The 14,253-nt window shown below is 50.4% G+C and carries 17 protein-coding genes; 6 read left to right on the top strand and 11 right to left on the bottom strand.

Going from position 1 to position 14,253, the window contains the following annotated elements; all coding sequences use genetic code 11:
• Window positions 1-52 precede the first annotated feature (52 nt).
• From L1N85_RS05455 to L1N85_RS05425, 7 genes are all read right to left on the bottom strand, one after another.
• Window positions 53-922: a metal ABC transporter permease gene (locus tag L1N85_RS05455; RefSeq protein ID WP_268818151.1), complete on the bottom strand. Its 870-nt coding sequence runs from the start codon at window positions 920-922 to the stop codon at window positions 53-55.
• Window positions 919-1,860 (bottom strand): metal ABC transporter permease, encoded by a 942-nt coding sequence (locus tag L1N85_RS05450; protein WP_235235711.1) that lies wholly within the window; start codon window positions 1,858-1,860, stop codon window positions 919-921. Before L1N85_RS05450 ends, L1N85_RS05455 begins: the two co-directional genes overlap by 4 nt.
• A 3-nt stretch (window positions 1,861-1,863) precedes the next feature.
• A complete protein-coding gene (locus tag L1N85_RS05445) occupies window positions 1,864-2,670 on the bottom strand; it encodes a metal ABC transporter ATP-binding protein (RefSeq protein ID WP_235235708.1) in 807 nt (268 codons plus the stop codon).
• Window positions 2,671-2,704: 34 nt separating this feature from the next.
• On the bottom strand, window positions 2,705-3,658 hold the full coding sequence (locus L1N85_RS05440; protein ID WP_235235706.1) for a metal ABC transporter solute-binding protein, Zn/Mn family: 954 nt from the start codon (window positions 3,656-3,658) through the stop codon (window positions 2,705-2,707).
• Window positions 3,659-3,898: 240 nt separating this feature from the next.
• Window positions 3,899-5,971 carry a peptidoglycan D,D-transpeptidase FtsI family protein gene (locus tag L1N85_RS05435; protein WP_235235705.1) on the bottom strand — a complete coding sequence of 691 codons (2,073 nt, stop codon included), beginning with the start codon at window positions 5,969-5,971 and terminating at the stop codon, window positions 3,899-3,901.
• 45 nt (window positions 5,972-6,016) lie between these two features.
• Window positions 6,017-7,174: a transglutaminase domain-containing protein gene (locus tag L1N85_RS05430; protein WP_235235703.1), complete on the bottom strand. Its 1,158-nt coding sequence runs from the start codon at window positions 7,172-7,174 to the stop codon at window positions 6,017-6,019.
• A 5-nt stretch (window positions 7,175-7,179) separates the two neighbouring features.
• The gene (locus L1N85_RS05425; protein ID WP_235235701.1) at window positions 7,180-7,629 is read right to left on the bottom strand and encodes a hypothetical protein; all 450 of its coding nucleotides are present in this window, start codon (window positions 7,627-7,629) and stop codon (window positions 7,180-7,182) included.
• A gap of 162 nt (window positions 7,630-7,791) precedes the next feature.
• Between L1N85_RS05425 and L1N85_RS05420 the strand changes: the two genes are divergently transcribed.
• Both L1N85_RS05420 and L1N85_RS05415 read left to right on the top strand, forming a co-directional pair.
• The gene (locus L1N85_RS05420; protein WP_235235699.1) at window positions 7,792-8,955 is read left to right on the top strand and encodes an MFS transporter; all 1,164 of its coding nucleotides are present in this window, start codon (window positions 7,792-7,794) and stop codon (window positions 8,953-8,955) included.
• A gap of 90 nt (window positions 8,956-9,045) precedes the next feature.
• The gene (locus L1N85_RS05415; RefSeq protein WP_235235697.1) at window positions 9,046-9,423 is read left to right on the top strand and encodes a toprim domain-containing protein; all 378 of its coding nucleotides are present in this window, start codon (window positions 9,046-9,048) and stop codon (window positions 9,421-9,423) included.
• A gap of 15 nt (window positions 9,424-9,438) precedes the next feature.
• On the opposite strand, the gene L1N85_RS05410 is transcribed toward L1N85_RS05415, so the two are convergent.
• Together L1N85_RS05410 and cyoE are read right to left on the bottom strand one after the other, a co-directional pair.
• On the bottom strand, window positions 9,439-10,044 hold the full coding sequence (locus L1N85_RS05410) for an SCO family protein (protein WP_235235695.1): 606 nt from the start codon (window positions 10,042-10,044) through the stop codon (window positions 9,439-9,441).
• Window positions 10,045-10,068: 24 nt separating this feature from the next.
• Window positions 10,069-10,980 (bottom strand): heme o synthase, encoded by a 912-nt coding sequence (gene cyoE / locus L1N85_RS05405; protein WP_268818150.1) that lies wholly within the window; start codon window positions 10,978-10,980, stop codon window positions 10,069-10,071.
• 209 nt (window positions 10,981-11,189) lie between these two features.
• Between cyoE and L1N85_RS05400 the strand changes: the two genes are divergently transcribed.
• Together L1N85_RS05400 and gerQ are read left to right on the top strand one after the other, a co-directional pair.
• Window positions 11,190-11,612 carry a cell wall hydrolase gene (locus L1N85_RS05400; protein ID WP_235235691.1) on the top strand — a complete coding sequence of 141 codons (423 nt, stop codon included), beginning with the start codon at window positions 11,190-11,192 and terminating at the stop codon, window positions 11,610-11,612.
• 36 nt (window positions 11,613-11,648) lie between these two features.
• A complete protein-coding gene (gene gerQ / locus L1N85_RS05395) occupies window positions 11,649-12,203 on the top strand; it encodes a spore coat protein GerQ (protein ID WP_235235690.1) in 555 nt (184 codons plus the stop codon).
• Here the strand turns inward: gerQ and L1N85_RS05390 are convergent.
• A complete protein-coding gene (locus L1N85_RS05390; protein ID WP_235235688.1) occupies window positions 12,200-12,499 on the bottom strand; it encodes a hypothetical protein in 300 nt (99 codons plus the stop codon). The two genes, gerQ and L1N85_RS05390, sit on opposite strands and share 4 nt — an antisense overlap.
• An 87-nt stretch (window positions 12,500-12,586) precedes the next feature.
• Here L1N85_RS05390 and L1N85_RS05385 point away from each other — a divergent pair, with 87 nt between their 5' ends.
• Window positions 12,587-13,573 carry a metal-dependent hydrolase gene (locus tag L1N85_RS05385; protein WP_235235686.1) on the top strand — a complete coding sequence of 329 codons (987 nt, stop codon included), beginning with the start codon at window positions 12,587-12,589 and terminating at the stop codon, window positions 13,571-13,573.
• A 135-nt stretch (window positions 13,574-13,708) separates the two neighbouring features.
• On the opposite strand, the gene L1N85_RS05380 is transcribed toward L1N85_RS05385, so the two are convergent.
• Window positions 13,709-13,930: an alpha/beta-type small acid-soluble spore protein gene (locus tag L1N85_RS05380; protein WP_235235684.1), complete on the bottom strand. Its 222-nt coding sequence runs from the start codon at window positions 13,928-13,930 to the stop codon at window positions 13,709-13,711.
• A gap of 133 nt (window positions 13,931-14,063) precedes the next feature.
• On the opposite strand from L1N85_RS05380, the gene L1N85_RS05375 reads away from it, so the two are divergent.
• Window positions 14,064-14,240, top strand: a complete 177-nt coding sequence (locus L1N85_RS05375) for a DUF5325 family protein (RefSeq protein ID WP_235235682.1) — start codon at window positions 14,064-14,066, stop codon at window positions 14,238-14,240.
• Window positions 14,241-14,253 lie beyond the last annotated feature (13 nt).

The raw sequence follows: 14,253 nt of genomic DNA, 5'->3' as shown, positions 1-14,253 counted from the left end.
AAAAGAAAGCATCCGCTAAGCGAATGCTTCCTTATCTATTAAATGGCTAACGTTAAGCCAGCTGTCTTAAACGCAGCTTCTTGACGATAATGCCTTGCGATGGCGAGAATAGAAACGCTGCGACAAATAAGAAGGAAGCCGCGCATACCATGCAGCCCGCTATGGACGCGTCGAGAACGACCGCTGCCCCGTAACCGAGAAAGGTGCTGGCTATGCCGGCAGCAACGCTTAATCCGATCATGACGCCCAGTCGATCCGTCAGCAAATAGGCGGTTGAAGCCGGAATGATCAGCATGCCTACGACAAGTATGGCTCCGACGCTCTCGAACGAGCTGACCGTTGCCATCGATACGAGACCCATCAGCAAATAATGAAAAAAGGCGACAGGGATCCCAATTGCTGCAGCAAGCGCCGTATCGAAGGCGCATAGCTTGAATTGCTTGTAGAACAAGCCGATTACCGTCGTGATCACAAGCAACGTAAATCCGAGCAGCCATACCGCCTTTGGCCCCATGTTGATGCCTCCAAGCACCCACAGGTTCCAATGCACATAAGCGATCTCGCCATACAAAATCGCATCCTGATCCAAATGCACCTGACGGGCGTACAAGCTGACAAGCACGACACCGATCGCGAACAAAGCCGTAAAGACGACACCTATTGAGGCATCGGCCTGAATGCCGCTTTGCTGGAACATTTGAATGAGGAAGGTAGTCAGCAAGCCGAACAGCAGTGCAGCGAACATCATCAGCAGCGAATCTCTCGAGCCGCTGAGAAGAAACGCAATGACGATGCCGGGCATGACGGAGTGACTAATGGCATCGCCGATCATAGCCATTTTCCGCAACACGAGAAATACGCCGAGAATACCGCAGCAGGCGGCAACGAGCGAGCCTGTCAGCAAAATCCAAAAATCGCTCATAATGCCGCCTCCTTCTTCACGCTGCCCTTTACAAGCGGCTCGCTTTCCCTGATGAAGCGCTGCTTGACCCTTTGTCTCATCAGTCGCTTAGCCAGTAATCCTCTCGTCGGACCGAATAAAACAGATAGGCCGAACAGCAATGTCGCAGCCAGTACGGTTACCGGGCCGGTCGGCAAATTCGATACGGAGGCGCTGATCCATGTTCCCGCAGCCCCGCTTGCTGCACCGAACAGCCCCGATAATACGACCATCAGTCCCAGTCGGTCCGTCCAATATCTTGCTGACACGGCTGGCGTAATAAGAAGGGCTGCTACGAGCACAACGCCTACCGCTTGAATACCGGCTACGACGGCAACTACGATAAGGAGCATTAGCAGCTGCTCGAGGAAAGCCACCGGATAGCCGATCCCTCGCGCAAACCCCGGATCGAAGGAAATGATTTTGAATTGCTTAAATAACAAAGTACATACCGTGATTAACAAACCGCAGACGATCGTCATCGTTATAACGTCTGATGCGATCATGGAGGCAGCCTGACCGAACAGAAATTTATCGAGACCTGCCTGATTACCGTAATCTCCATGCTGGATTAAAGTGAGAAGTACGATTCCAAGTCCAAAAAAACCGGATAATACGATACCCATCGCCGCATCCTGCTTGAGCTTGGAGTTCCGCGTAATGTAGCCAATTCCGAACGTAGCGATCAGACCAGAGAGCCCTGCACCGATAAGAAACAGTCCAATGGACTTTACTCCTGTCAGCATAAAAGCGATACAGATACCCGGCAGCGCCGCATGCGCCAGCGTGTCGCCCATCAAGCTTTGCTTCCGCAAATAAGAGAAGCAGCCGATTACTCCGCTGCTTATTCCGAGCAATGTGCATCCCAGAAATATCCACTGCATGTTCGGATCAGACAACATCGACCAAATCGTATCCATCGATTACTCCCCCTTCCCGTCAGGGATAGAAGGGGACTGCAGGCTGCGATCGAGAAAGGCAAGTCTGCCGCCGTAAGTACGCTGCAGCTGCTCCTGCGTAAAAGTTTGCGCCGTAGGACCGTAAGCCTGCAGCTCTACGTTAAGAAGCAGGACGGAGTCGAAATAATCCTGTACGGTAGCTAAATCATGATGGACGACGATTACAGTTTTTCCTTGGAGCTTAAGCTCCTGAAGAAGCGTAATAATCGCCTTCTCCGTTGCCGCGTCGACACCGGCGAAGGGCTCATCCATAAAATACAGCTTTGCGTCCTGCGCCAGAGCGCGGGCCAGAAATACCCGCTGCTGCTGCCCGCCTGACAGCTGGCTGATTTGTCTGTCCGCATAGTCGGACATGCCAACCTTGCTTAGAGCTTCCATCGCAATCGCTTTTTCCTTCGCGCCAGGACGTCGAAACCATCCCAAATGCCCGTATCTGCCCATGAGGACGACGTCAAGCGCATTCGTCGGAAAATCCCAATCAACCGATTCGCGCTGCGGCACATAGCCGATAAGTTTGCGCTGCTGCTTATAGGGCTTTCCATAGACCAGCACCTCTCCGGCTATACTCGGAATGAGTCCGAGCGCCGCTTTCATCAGTGTTGACTTCCCGGCCCCGTTCGGGCCAATGACGCCAATCAGTTCGCCTTCATTGACTTCGAATGAGATATTTCGCAGCACCGGCTTTTTCTGATACGCTACGCTTAAACCATGAATGGCGAGCGGAGCTTCTGCCTTCGTATCTTTTGTCGCAACCGTATGATTCAAGCTCATGATCTTCACTCGCTTTCCCTGCGTTACCGCTCTCTTATTTCAAGGCTGCTACAATCGTGTCCACGTTGTGCCGCACCATGCCGATATAAGTTCCTTCTACCGTTCCTGCATCGCCCATCGCGTCGGAGAACAGCTCGCCGCCAATCGTTACCTCGTGGCCCAATTGACCCGCACCCTCGATCACCGACTCGATTGATTTTTTTGGAACGCTGGATTCAATGAACACCGCTTTGATTTTGTTTTCCACCAAATAATCGCGGAGCGTGCTGACATCCTTAGCGCCAGTTTCAGACATCGTATTTATGCCTTGCAAACCTGTGACCGTTAACCCATATGCTGAGCCAAAGTAACCGAATGCGTCATGCGCTGTCACTAGAATGCGGTTGGCTTCCGGTATAAGCGCTATCTGTTCCCGTACGTAAGCATCGAGCTCCTCAAGCTCTTCGATATATGCAGCTGCCTGCTCCTTGTAGTAATCGGCATTCGCGGAATCCTTCTCCGCCAGCGAATCGCGTATGACCTCTGCAGCTGAAATCCATAGCTTGACATTGAACCAAATATGCGGATCATGCATGCCTTCCCCCGCTGCCGGATCGGAATGCAGCTGCTCTTCTGTCAAGTAAGAGGAGACCGCAACCGTTGGCTTGCGGTTCTCGAGATTTTCGAAAATCTCTACCATTTTACCTTCGAGATGAAGCCCGTTATAGAAAATGACATCCGCGTCATCCAGCTTCTTCACATCGCCCTGAGACGCTTTGTACAAATGGGGGTCGATACCGGCGCCCATCAATCCGCTCACCTCTACATGCTCTCCGCCGATTTCCTGAACAACATCCGCGATCATTCCAATTGTAGCCGTAACCTTCAGCTTCCCCTCTCCCGTGGATTGCTGCCCGCAGGCTGATGTCGCCAATACCGTTACTGTCAGAAATATTATAGTCATGATGAATCGACGCAGTGCCGAATTCGTTTTTTGTGTTTTACGCATCGTTAATTCCTCCCACATCCAATTTATTGTTTATATGCCTTTCGGTTTGCCCTTATGAATCATATTTCGCCTCATGAATCTTATTTTACCTAAAGCCCTTTTTTTAATAATACACAAAAATGTTTCTCTTGTGCAACATTTTTTTTATAAAACGGCTCCCCAACGGAATTATTTTGACAAAAAAGAACAAGCGGCGAGGCAGACATCCTGCTTCACCGCTTGTTCTTATCGTATTTACTTTTACTCACCGGCACCGGAAGCTGTGCCCGCAGCGTCTGCGGCATCAGCCGTCGAAGCCTCTTTAATCGCTTTCTTCTTTGGCACGCCCGTCAGTCCGATCTCTTCATCGTAAGCATCGAAAATCATCCGTGCGATCGGAGACGCGCCGTAGCCGCCGAAGCCGCCGTCAGGCACGACGACCGCTACCGCAAGCTTCGGGTTCTCTGCAGGCGCGTATGCGATAAACACCGCATTATCCGCGCGGCGGGAGGCAACATCCTGCTCGGAGGTACCCGTCTTGCGACGGTAGCTGTACTCGAAGTCTTCAAAGCCCTGCGACTTAACCTCGGACATCCCGGCTTCAATCTCTTCCCAATATTGGGCAGGCATTTCTACCGTATTCAAAATTTCCGGCGTGTAGCCTCGAATCAAATTGCCGTCGGAATCCTTGATTTCGTTCACGAACTGCGGCTTCATCCGTTTGCCCCGGTTCGCGAGCATCGCCGCATATTGCGCCAGCTGCAGGGTCGTGTAACGTCCCTGCTGACCGAATGAAGCAAATATAAGCGCGGACTGCGCACTGCCCCGTTCAGCCTCCGTAAAATATTCCTTTATTCCCATGGATTCTCCGGGCAATCCGCTTCCCGTCAACACGCCGAGACCGAATTGCTCCATGTAGCCATCCCAAATCTCAACGCTGCTTTTGCCGTTCACGCTGCCGCGCATATATAGCTTATTACCGATCATTGCGGCCATAAAGGGGTTAGATGAATCACGGATTGCCCCCGCGCCGTCGATGCTTCCATAAATGTGATTTTGCGAGTTTCGAATATACCGCTCGTACCCTTTTTTACCGAACGAAAATACGCCCGTATCCAGATACCTTGTCGTCGTAGTAAATAACCCTTCATTCAAGCCGATAAGCACCGTCAACGGCTTCAGCGTCGACCCCGGCGGCACGATCGAGGAAGGATGCTTATCGCGCTCCTCCTTCGTTTCATATTTGCCGTATACCGTGCTGATCGTTCCGTTCGCAAGCACGTTCTGGAAATTCTCGTAATCCTCCGGGCTGATTCGACCGCCCGCCCAAATGTTCGGATCGTAATCCGGCATGCTGGCCATGGCGACGACCTTGCCCGTATCGACCTCCATTGCGACCGCGAAGCCGGTTTTCGCATATTCGGCCCTCTCGTATCTATTGCTGGAGGTCGTTATTTTTTTTAAATGATCCATAATGGCCGTTTCTGTTTTCAATTGCACGTTTTTATTAATCGTAAGAAACAGGTCCGACCCCTTCTCCGGGTTCGTGATTTGCATCGGACCGATAATACGCTCCGCATTATTGACCGGATACGTCTTCAAACCGTTCTTGCCGCGAAGCACATCCTGATACATCCGCTCAAGACCGTCCAGGCCGACATCCTCTTCCTCCAGATATTGCAGCTGTGCATCCTCTTCCATGCTTTTTTCCTTATAAAACTCCACATCCTCGCGAACGCCTTTGTATTTCTTCAAATAACCGACCAATTGAACAGCTATGGAATCCTGGTCATAATTCCGCACGCTCTCCTCCATAATATCAACGCCCTTGTAGTCCGTCCGATTTTCCATGAAATAGGCGACTTCTTCATTCGTCAATCCGGATTTGATGCGGCGCGGCGTGGAGATCGTATTTCTCCGGAAATCCAAATCCATTTGACGAATAATATCGTCAACGGTCATCGCCTTGGCGGGATCTCCTCTTTTCGTAAATATCTTTTCCAGCTCCACCGCCAGCTTCCTGGCGTTTTCCTTCGCTTCCTCCAGCCCCAGCTCCGGCTGAATACTGTAATATAACGATTGCGTCGATGTAGAGTATGCGATTGGATACCCTGTAGAATCGTAAATATTGCCTCTTATCGGCGGTAATTTGACGCTCCTCGTGCTTTTGCCAATACCCTCCGCGCTAAGCGTCGGCCCTTCCACAAACTGCAAAATAGCGAGCCGTACGATCAATACGCTAAACAATGCGAACGTCACAAAGAAAAATAAATTCAATCGAAACGAAAAATGACGCCGATTTATAATTTCCCGCTTTTGCGGATCGTCCAGCATGAATGATCACCCCAATTTCGTAAAACTGCCGTCTGCCAAATGAAATTACGCCTCGCGGATATGAGTCTCTTCAAACCGCGGCGGGTTAAACCAGTCACCCGAGGAAGCCCAGGTGGCATCCAGCGGAATCCATCCTGCGTCACCATCGCCGATCTGCACCTCATTCCAAGCATGCGGACCGTAGCCTCCGCGGCCGTCAGCGCCCATCCCCGTAACGACTCTGACCTCCAGACCGGCGGATCTTGCCATCATCGCATACAAACGGGCTATATCTATACATACGCCCTTACGCGTATCAAATGTCTCAGTCGGCGTCTGTTCCTTCCATATGCCCTGCTGCACATAATTGTCCGCTTTGTCCCAGTCATAAGCGATCCGACTGCCTAACCAATCATAAAGCTTGCGCGCTTTATCTTCCTTAGTAAGCGCGTCCTGCGTCACATAAAGAGCGGCCTGCTCGATTTCGGCAGGAATGGCATAATCAATAATTTCATATTTTCGCTGCAAAATTTGTTGAAACTGCGCCTGAACCGCCTCGGCTAATACCGGACCTTGCCCTTCCAGCACATCTCCGGCTACGGGAGCCAGCCATGAAGCGGTCTCCGTATATAACGGGGAATTAGATATTTTGTCCGCGTACCAGCCGCTCGGCATAAGCGATACATATACGAACAGCAAGGCGACGAAGACGAAGGAACGCCCTGCTCCATGAGCCGTACCAATCAAAGCGCCTGCGACGCGGCTTGCGCTTCTCTTCGCCGGCAAGCCGCGGATAGGCTCTTCTTTGACGCTTCGCAGTATGCCTTCCACCGCCCGCTCCAGCAGAGGCTCAACAAAGGCGCCAAGCGCTCGCAGCAGTAAATATCCAAGCAGGAACAGCACCCCATAACGAAGCAGAGCGAAATCCCGCAGGCTTGTCAGAAGCGTGAACCATGCCTGCTCGAAGACGTTAAGCTCACGGCTTGGAATATGAACCTGACCGTTCAGCCACTCCGCAACGACGGGAGAAAGCGCGCTTGCCAGCCGTCCGGCAACGATCAGGCATACGACAATGACAGCAGCCTCCCATACAAAAAAGAAAAGGCGCCTCGCGGAACCCGATGCGCCTCTTCTAATCCCTTGCACAAGCGAGCCCAGCAATAGCAGAAGTACGATTATCGCGACAGGCTCCGGCTCTCTGAATAATTGAACCCAATTATCCATAACCGTTACCCGTTCTGCTTCGCTTGGTCGATTAGGGCTTGAATCGTGCTGTCGAGCTCCCACTTGCCGAGCGGAGCCCCCCGGAAAGAAACCGCTACCTCATTCACGCCCGGTTCTCCGGTAAGCTCTACGTTAGTGGTTTTGACGGTAAAGGTACCGTCTCCGTTATTAACGAACGTAGCGTCCTTCGCCTCGCCTACCATCGCATTCACGGCCTCCTGCTTCACTGTATCAGCAACCTTCGAGCCCATTTCCTTCAGGTCGTCCATGCTATAGCCGCTGTACAAGACGATGCCCAGCACGATAGCCGCGACGATGGCCCATTTCACGACGGTCTTCACGATGCGCACAATAAGAAGCAGCACGATAAGAGCAATGATTAGGACCAGCCAATGCTCTTTGAAAAAAGCGGTCCAGGTTTCCAAGTCATACGTTGAAAAATCTAAAAAATCCAATATTGATCCCCTCCATTATACCTCGTACAAATCGCTATTACAAAACATTATAACCTACGGAATATAAGGCGTAAACGCATCCATCCTTTTTATCCAGACATATCCTGTCCCACGTAAACGTACAAGTATATAAGGATATAATTGGCAAGGAGGAACCGCCACGTGAAAACCGCAATTTGGCTTTATTTATTTTTGTTTGTCGCATTTTTCGATTTGCACGCGCAATACCCGATTTTGACTCCCTTTGCTATTTCTCTCGGAGCAGCGCCTTCCTTCATTGGACTCATGATGGGCATGTATTCCATCACCCATTTGCCCGGCAATCTGATTGCCGGCTTCGGCGTCGACCGCTACGGCAGCAGACTATTCATCGTGTTCAGTCTCCTCGCAGCCGGAGTTGTGCTTCTATTCCAGTCCCATGTAACAGATCCTTGGCAGCTCCTTCTGCTGCGCTCGATCAGCGGCTTCGTGCTCGCTTTTCTCTCTCCCGCCTGTCTCTCCCTGCTCGCCAGAATGACAAGCGACCGGACTGAGCAAGGAAAGCTGATGGCCGGCAACGGTCTCGTTCATACGCTAGCAGCCGTCGTCTCTCCCGCCGCCGGCGCTTACCTGGTTGCCAAAATCGGCTTCACGACGGCGTTTAACGTGCTCGGCTGGATACTAATCGCGACGGCGGTATGCGCCATCTTCTTTATTAAGGATATCGCCGCCAACCCAGAACAAGAATCGGCAGAGGCTCCAGCCGCCAAAGCGAAAGCGAAGCTTCCTCTTGAACCCGCCGCACCTATGCCATGGCTGGTCTTCATCCTTCCGGTTGCGCTCAGCTGCGCTCAAGGCATACTGTCCTTCGAGCTGCCGCTGCTTGCGAAGACGCAGGAAGCGATGCTTACAACCGGTTTATTGTTTTCCGTTGTCAGCATCGGCGCACTCATTACGTTGAGCATGCTGTTCTTGAACCGCGTGTCCGCTTTTCAGCGAACATTATGGGGCTCGCTGGCGCTGGCTATTATTTATTTTCTTATCGCCTCCGGCATTACGGCCCCGTTTGCGGTTATGCTCTTGTTTGTCGGGATGGCGAAAGGGATCATTTTGCCGGCGCTGTCGACGTTATTAATCGAGCTTAGCGGAGGAGCGCGCTATGGCCGTACCTTCTCCATATTATCGATCGCTTTTTCCATCGGCGCCTTCATCGGTCCGATGGCCGCAGGCCAAGTCCGCGATTATATTTCGCCTTATTACATTGCGTTTATCGCACTCATGATTGCGGTCACCGTGCTTCCGGTGCATATCTCCCGCTCGCTGTCCTCCCGCACCCATTTTTCTTAGAGCCGGGTATGTGTACAGGGCAAACGGTGGTAAACTAGCATTAGAGCTGCTGCTGCTCTTACCCTCACACTGCATACCGAGGTGATTTTGATGGACATCGCTATTATCGTGGAAGGAAAAAACGATAAAGCTCGGCTAAAACGTGTGCTTGCTGAAGAAGTGCCTATCTTTTGCACCTTCGGCACTCCCGGCTCCGAGCAGTTGGAGAAGCTGCGCAAGCAGGTCGGAGACAGCCAGGCATTCATATTTACCGATAACGACTCCTCCGGAAAAAGAATACGCTTCTTGCTGCGCGATCTTTTTCCCGATGCCGAGCATATTTACACCCGCAGAGACTATTCCGGCGTGGAGCATACGCCCGAGGAATATTTGATCGGGCAATTGGAAAAAGCGGGACTCGATGCGCATATCTTATATCCTGCGCAGAACCCCGCTTCTATGTGGAGCAAAGATGAATTTCGAGCGTAAATGAGAGCTTGTATTTTAAAGCAGCTTGTTTAATTCATCTACGATTTGGTCAGCCGTTAAGTCCTCGTCGCTGCCATTGATCCATTTCCGAATTTGGCCTTCCTGGTCGACAAGCGTAATGACATTCGTATGCGTATAGGAGTTGTCGGCTTCCTTAATGACAGCTGCGCCGAAATCCCGCGCCAGCTGCAAGGTCGCCGCTTCATCCCCGCGCAGGAAACGCCAGCCTTCGAAATCGGCATCAAGCCGGTCGGCAAAGTCGCGGATGACTTCTGGTGTATCCCGCTCCGGATCGAATGTAATTGAAATCAACTCCGCCTCGTTTCCGAGCTTCTTCTCTTTCTTCAGCTTATCCTGTACCTCCGAGAGCAGAAATGTCGTAGGAGGGCATACGTCGGGACAATTGGCAAAATAAAAATAGACGATTCTTGCTTTGCCATTCGTCGATTCAAGCGATACCGGATTTCCGTCAATGTCGTTCATATCGAAAGCCGGCGCAGCCTTTATAACTTCAAGAGGCTGCTTCGGCTCGGCTACGTACGTCAAAAATAAATAAATGCCCATTGCCGCGCAAAGCGCAAGCACAGCAATCTTAAAGCTATGTTTCTTAACAAATGCCACGTCTTTCACTCCTTAAGCATTCGATTACGATCCCGTCGTGTCTAGAATCATAACGAGAAACACAATCATCAAATAATTAACCGAGATGAGAAAGTTTGTTTTCGCCCATTTCTCTGTATCCGGAGCTCCTGTGCCGCGAAGCGTATGGACAAGCCAGACAAGCCCGCCAACGACCGAGATAATCATGAAATAAATGCCCACGTAACCATACGCATAAAACAGAATTCCCGTTGGGATCAGCAGCACCACATAAGGAATCATTTGCAGCTTCGTCCGTTTAATTCCCTTCACAACCGGAAGCAAGGGAAAGCCGGCTTCCCGATACTCTTCTACTCTTCGAATCGCAAGCGACCAGAAATGTGCCGGCTGCCACAAAAACATGAGCGCAAACAAAATCCAGGCCCCTGCATCGATCTCCTGCGTGACTGCACAATAGCCGATAACCGGCGGCATTGCTCCAGAAATTCCGCCGACCGACGTGCTCCAGGTGGACGTTCTCTTCAGCCAAATCGTGTAGATGACGATGTATACGAACCATCCGAGCAGTCCGAGCCACCCCGTCAGCGGGTCAACAAGAGCGAACAAGACCGTAAGGCCAACAATACCTAAAATTATACCGTAAACCAATACCGTTCCAGGCTGCATGCGGCCGGTAGGCAAAGCGCGATCCTTCGTGCGCTCCATCTTCTGATCGAGTTCCCTATCCCAGTAGTTATTAATCACGGTGGCTGACGCTATCGTCAACGTTGAGCCAATAAGCGTCCATATAAGCATGAGAACGTTAACGTCCCATTTGGAAGCAACCAAAAAACCACCTAACGCAGCAAACACATTGAGTCGAAGCAGCCGCGGTTTTGTCAATGCGATCAAGTCTTTCAGCACGAAGCGAGCCTCCCGAGTTATGCGACAAGACGCCCCCCGGCGTCTATCTTTCATTGATGAATCGTTACTAATCATACCGAAAAAAGAATACGATGACAATGTTCGCAGGGTTTGTTCATCATTTTGCCACGCAAATTGTGACAAATCATTTTAGTAACCATTTGGCTGGGCGTTCAATACAATAACAATGTAGTTTGATGCCTATAACAATCCGCGAAATGAACCATTTCATTATGATCCGAAGGGAGTGAACGCTTAAGCTTATGGCAGTCATCAAAACAAATTCAGAACAGACAAAGCTGCTTGCCCGCCTCATGCGCGCGGAAGCGGAAGGCGAAGGCGAGCTTGGCATGCTGATGGTCGGCAATGTCGGCGTAAACCGCGTCCGCGGCAATTGCATCGATTTCAGAAACATCCGCTCCATCGAGCAAATGGTTTATCAGAAGCCAGGCGGCTTTGAAGCCACCGTGAAGGGGTATTTCTATCAAGCCGCGCGCGAAAGCGAAATCCGATTGGCCAAAAGAATCATAAACGGAGAGCGTCAGCATCCAGCCTCTAACGCACTGTGGTTCTTCCGCCCGACAGGAAACTGTCCGAACACCTGGTACGACCAGGTGAATAGCGGACGATACAAGAAGCATTGCTTCTTCATTCCAACGCGTGAGGACTGTCCGTCTGTTTATTAATCCTATTTCTTAAGTGTGAAAGCGAGGAGCAACAATATGTCTAACGGTTATGGCTACAAAAATCAGGTAAGTCCGGTTCATGCAGGTCCTTATCAAGGCTACGGCTACGTTGGCCACGGCAACTATCCTTATCCGGCGGGCGGACAGCAGCCCGCCGCTCTCCCTGCAACAATGCAAGCCCAAGCTTTTCCAATGCAGGCTCAGACTATGCCAATGCCCCAAAATGTACCTAGCGGTTCCTTCGTAACCCCTGCGGGCGGCAATATCGTTACCGTTCCCGGAGTCGAGGAATCGTATGTTGAAAACATTTTACGCTTAAACCGCGGCAAAATGGCTACTTTCTACATGACATATGAAAACAATCGCGAATGGAATGCTAAAATTTTCAAAGGTATCGTTGAGGCTGCAGGACGCGACCATATTATTATTAGTGATCCGACGACGGGAATGCGTTACTTACTGCTGATGCTCAACCTCGATTACGTGACATTCGATGAGCCGATCGCTTATGAATATCCATTCAATGGAGGTGTAGTAAGCTCCTCTACTCCGCTTGGCATGGCTACGCTGGGTACTGTTAACGCCCGTTAATCAACTTTTTCAGGCGTATGCGCCGGCTTAAACGTCCAGATATGCATTTTCTCGGCACCGCCTATAATCCATTCGTTTACCCGACTCCAAGGAGAACGCTCACTGCAGCGTTCTTTTTTTATGCGATCTGCTTCCTCGGCGGTTTTAGCCTGCCATACCTCCACGAAGAGATTAGGCTGATTTATTCCTTCATATAAATAAACATTTAGACTGTCCGTTAGCAGTCCTTCCGTGCAGGAAAGGTATGACTCACGATGCTCGGTGCTTATTCGGTATTCAGCGAAACAAATGTACATTTCCTTCGTTCTCCTTTTGCTTACTTTGATAAAGTTCCCCCAGTTCGCCGATACTACACCTAATCAATTGATTTGGGAGGACTGATCATGGATACAGGCACACATCTTGTCATGGGTATCGGGTTAGCGGGACTTGCAATGGTCGACCCCGTCGTGGCAGCGGATCAGACGATTCAAACCGCCGTTTTGATCGGTACGGTTGCCGGCTCGCAAGCGCCCGATTTAGACACCTTGCTCCGCCTGAAAGGGAATGCCTGCTACATTCGAAACCATCGGGGCATTTCTCATTCATTGCCGGCGATTGCCATATGGACGGCACTGATTACGGGCATCCTGCAATTGATTTATCAAGGCGCTCTCCCCTGGTTTCTTGTAGGAGGATGGGTGCTGCTCGCCGTCTGTATCCATGTCTTTACCGATTTATTCAATACCTATGGTACGCAAGCCATGAGGCCGTTCTCCGATAAGTGGATATCATGGAATATCATCCATATTTTTGATCCGGTCATTTTCACGGTACATGTTATAGCCATTTTACTTTGGGCATTCGGTTTCGTAAATCCCGCAATTATGTTCCCGCTTATGTATTTATTTTTGAGCATTTACTTTGTATGGCGTACTTTTGCGGCAAGAAAAACGGTTCAAATGCTGCCTTCTATCGATGCAGAGCACAGAGACGGCGATATTTACATGGCCATACCGACCATTTCGTTATCGAAATGGAACATTGTCAAGCAAGTCAAAAATGGCGGCTTCGTCATCGGCGACCTGCAGAGCAGCAGCTTAAGATGGCTTGATCGCGTGCAATGCTCCGAGCATCATGCCGTCGCCAAATCGAAGAATGATCCGGCCATTCGTTCCTTCTTGTATTTCACGAGCTTTGCCTGTGCTGACGTAAGGGAGCATTCTTGGGGCTATGAGGTCAGATGGTCTGATATCCGTTATCGTCACAGAAAGCAATATCCTTTCGTAGGCGTACTGCTTATGAATAAACATTATGAAACCGTTGGATCTTATGTGGGCTGGCTGAGCGATGAGCGGCTAATGAAAAGACTGCAGATGGACACGTATTGACAGGTGCGACAGAAAGTTCCTTCTTGTTTATTTGAAGGGACTTTCTTTTTTTCTGCGCGCATTTCGTTTATAGTAGCATAAAAGAAACCCAAGGCATGCCTTGGGCTTCATTTCATCGTTGTGTATGAGAATCGATTAACGGCTGCCGCCAGAAAGCTGTTGCTCAGCGATTTGAACCAGCTTTTTCGTAATGTAGCCGCCTAGGGAGCCTGCATCACGAGTCGAAACATTACCGTAGTAGCCGTCTTGCGGGATTTGTACGCCAAGCTCTTGAGCTGCCTCAAGTTTCATTTGTTGAAGAGCTTGCGTAGCTTGCGGGACAACAAGTTGATTGCTTCTATTTCTGTTTCCTGCCATAAGGTATTTCTCCTTTCGTCCTCTTCACTTTGATGTGTGTTGCAAGCTTGCAAGCTTATTATGCGCACGCGAAAGGAAACTATTCTACATTCTAAAAAAATATATTGACTATTTGTTAAGGAGAGAAAACACCGTGTCAAAACCGCTGTCCTTGTTTTTTTCCGTACTCTCAATCGTATTTATGAGCGCAATGGCGATATCGATCAGCCACAACGGATGGTTCGTTCTTCTGTTCGGTTTGCTGACCCTCATTACGATTGGAGCAGGCTTTATCGTACGGGCGCGCTTGCGCAGAAAAGGACAAGACTGACGCTGCCGTCAGC

It is taken from the genome of Paenibacillus alkaliterrae (genome assembly GCF_021532375.1).
Taxonomy (GTDB): domain Bacteria; phylum Bacillota; class Bacilli; order Paenibacillales; family Paenibacillaceae; genus Pristimantibacillus; species Pristimantibacillus alkaliterrae.
Note: the sequence above shows the minus strand (reverse complement) of the source record. Positions and strands in the feature narration are given on the sequence as shown.

Coding starts and splice junctions, on each gene's coding strand:
- L1N85_RS05390 (WP_235235688.1), bottom strand. CDS start 12,499: ATGTACATTTGTTTCGCTGAATACCGAATAAGCACCGAGCATCGTGAG.
- gerQ (WP_235235690.1), top strand. CDS start 11,649: ATGTCTAACGGTTATGGCTACAAAAATCAGGTAAGTCCGGTTCATGCA.
- L1N85_RS05415 (WP_235235697.1), top strand. CDS start 9,046: ATGGACATCGCTATTATCGTGGAAGGAAAAAACGATAAAGCTCGGCTA.
- L1N85_RS05440 (WP_235235706.1), bottom strand. CDS start 3,658: ATGCGTAAAACACAAAAAACGAATTCGGCACTGCGTCGATTCATCATG.
- L1N85_RS05385 (WP_235235686.1), top strand. CDS start 12,587: ATGGATACAGGCACACATCTTGTCATGGGTATCGGGTTAGCGGGACTT.
- L1N85_RS05455 (WP_268818151.1), bottom strand. CDS start 922: ATGAGCGATTTTTGGATTTTGCTGACAGGCTCGCTCGTTGCCGCCTGC.
- L1N85_RS05435 (WP_235235705.1), bottom strand. CDS start 5,971: ATGCTGGACGATCCGCAAAAGCGGGAAATTATAAATCGGCGTCATTTT.
- L1N85_RS05400 (WP_235235691.1), top strand. CDS start 11,190: ATGGCAGTCATCAAAACAAATTCAGAACAGACAAAGCTGCTTGCCCGC.
- cyoE (WP_268818150.1), bottom strand. CDS start 10,980: ATGAAAGATAGACGCCGGGGGGCGTCTTGTCGCATAACTCGGGAGGCT.
- L1N85_RS05445 (WP_235235708.1), bottom strand. CDS start 2,670: ATGAGCTTGAATCATACGGTTGCGACAAAAGATACGAAGGCAGAAGCT.
- L1N85_RS05430 (WP_235235703.1), bottom strand. CDS start 7,174: ATGGATAATTGGGTTCAATTATTCAGAGAGCCGGAGCCTGTCGCGATA.
- L1N85_RS05450 (WP_235235711.1), bottom strand. CDS start 1,860: ATGGATACGATTTGGTCGATGTTGTCTGATCCGAACATGCAGTGGATA.
- L1N85_RS05380 (WP_235235684.1), bottom strand. CDS start 13,930: ATGGCAGGAAACAGAAATAGAAGCAATCAACTTGTTGTCCCGCAAGCT.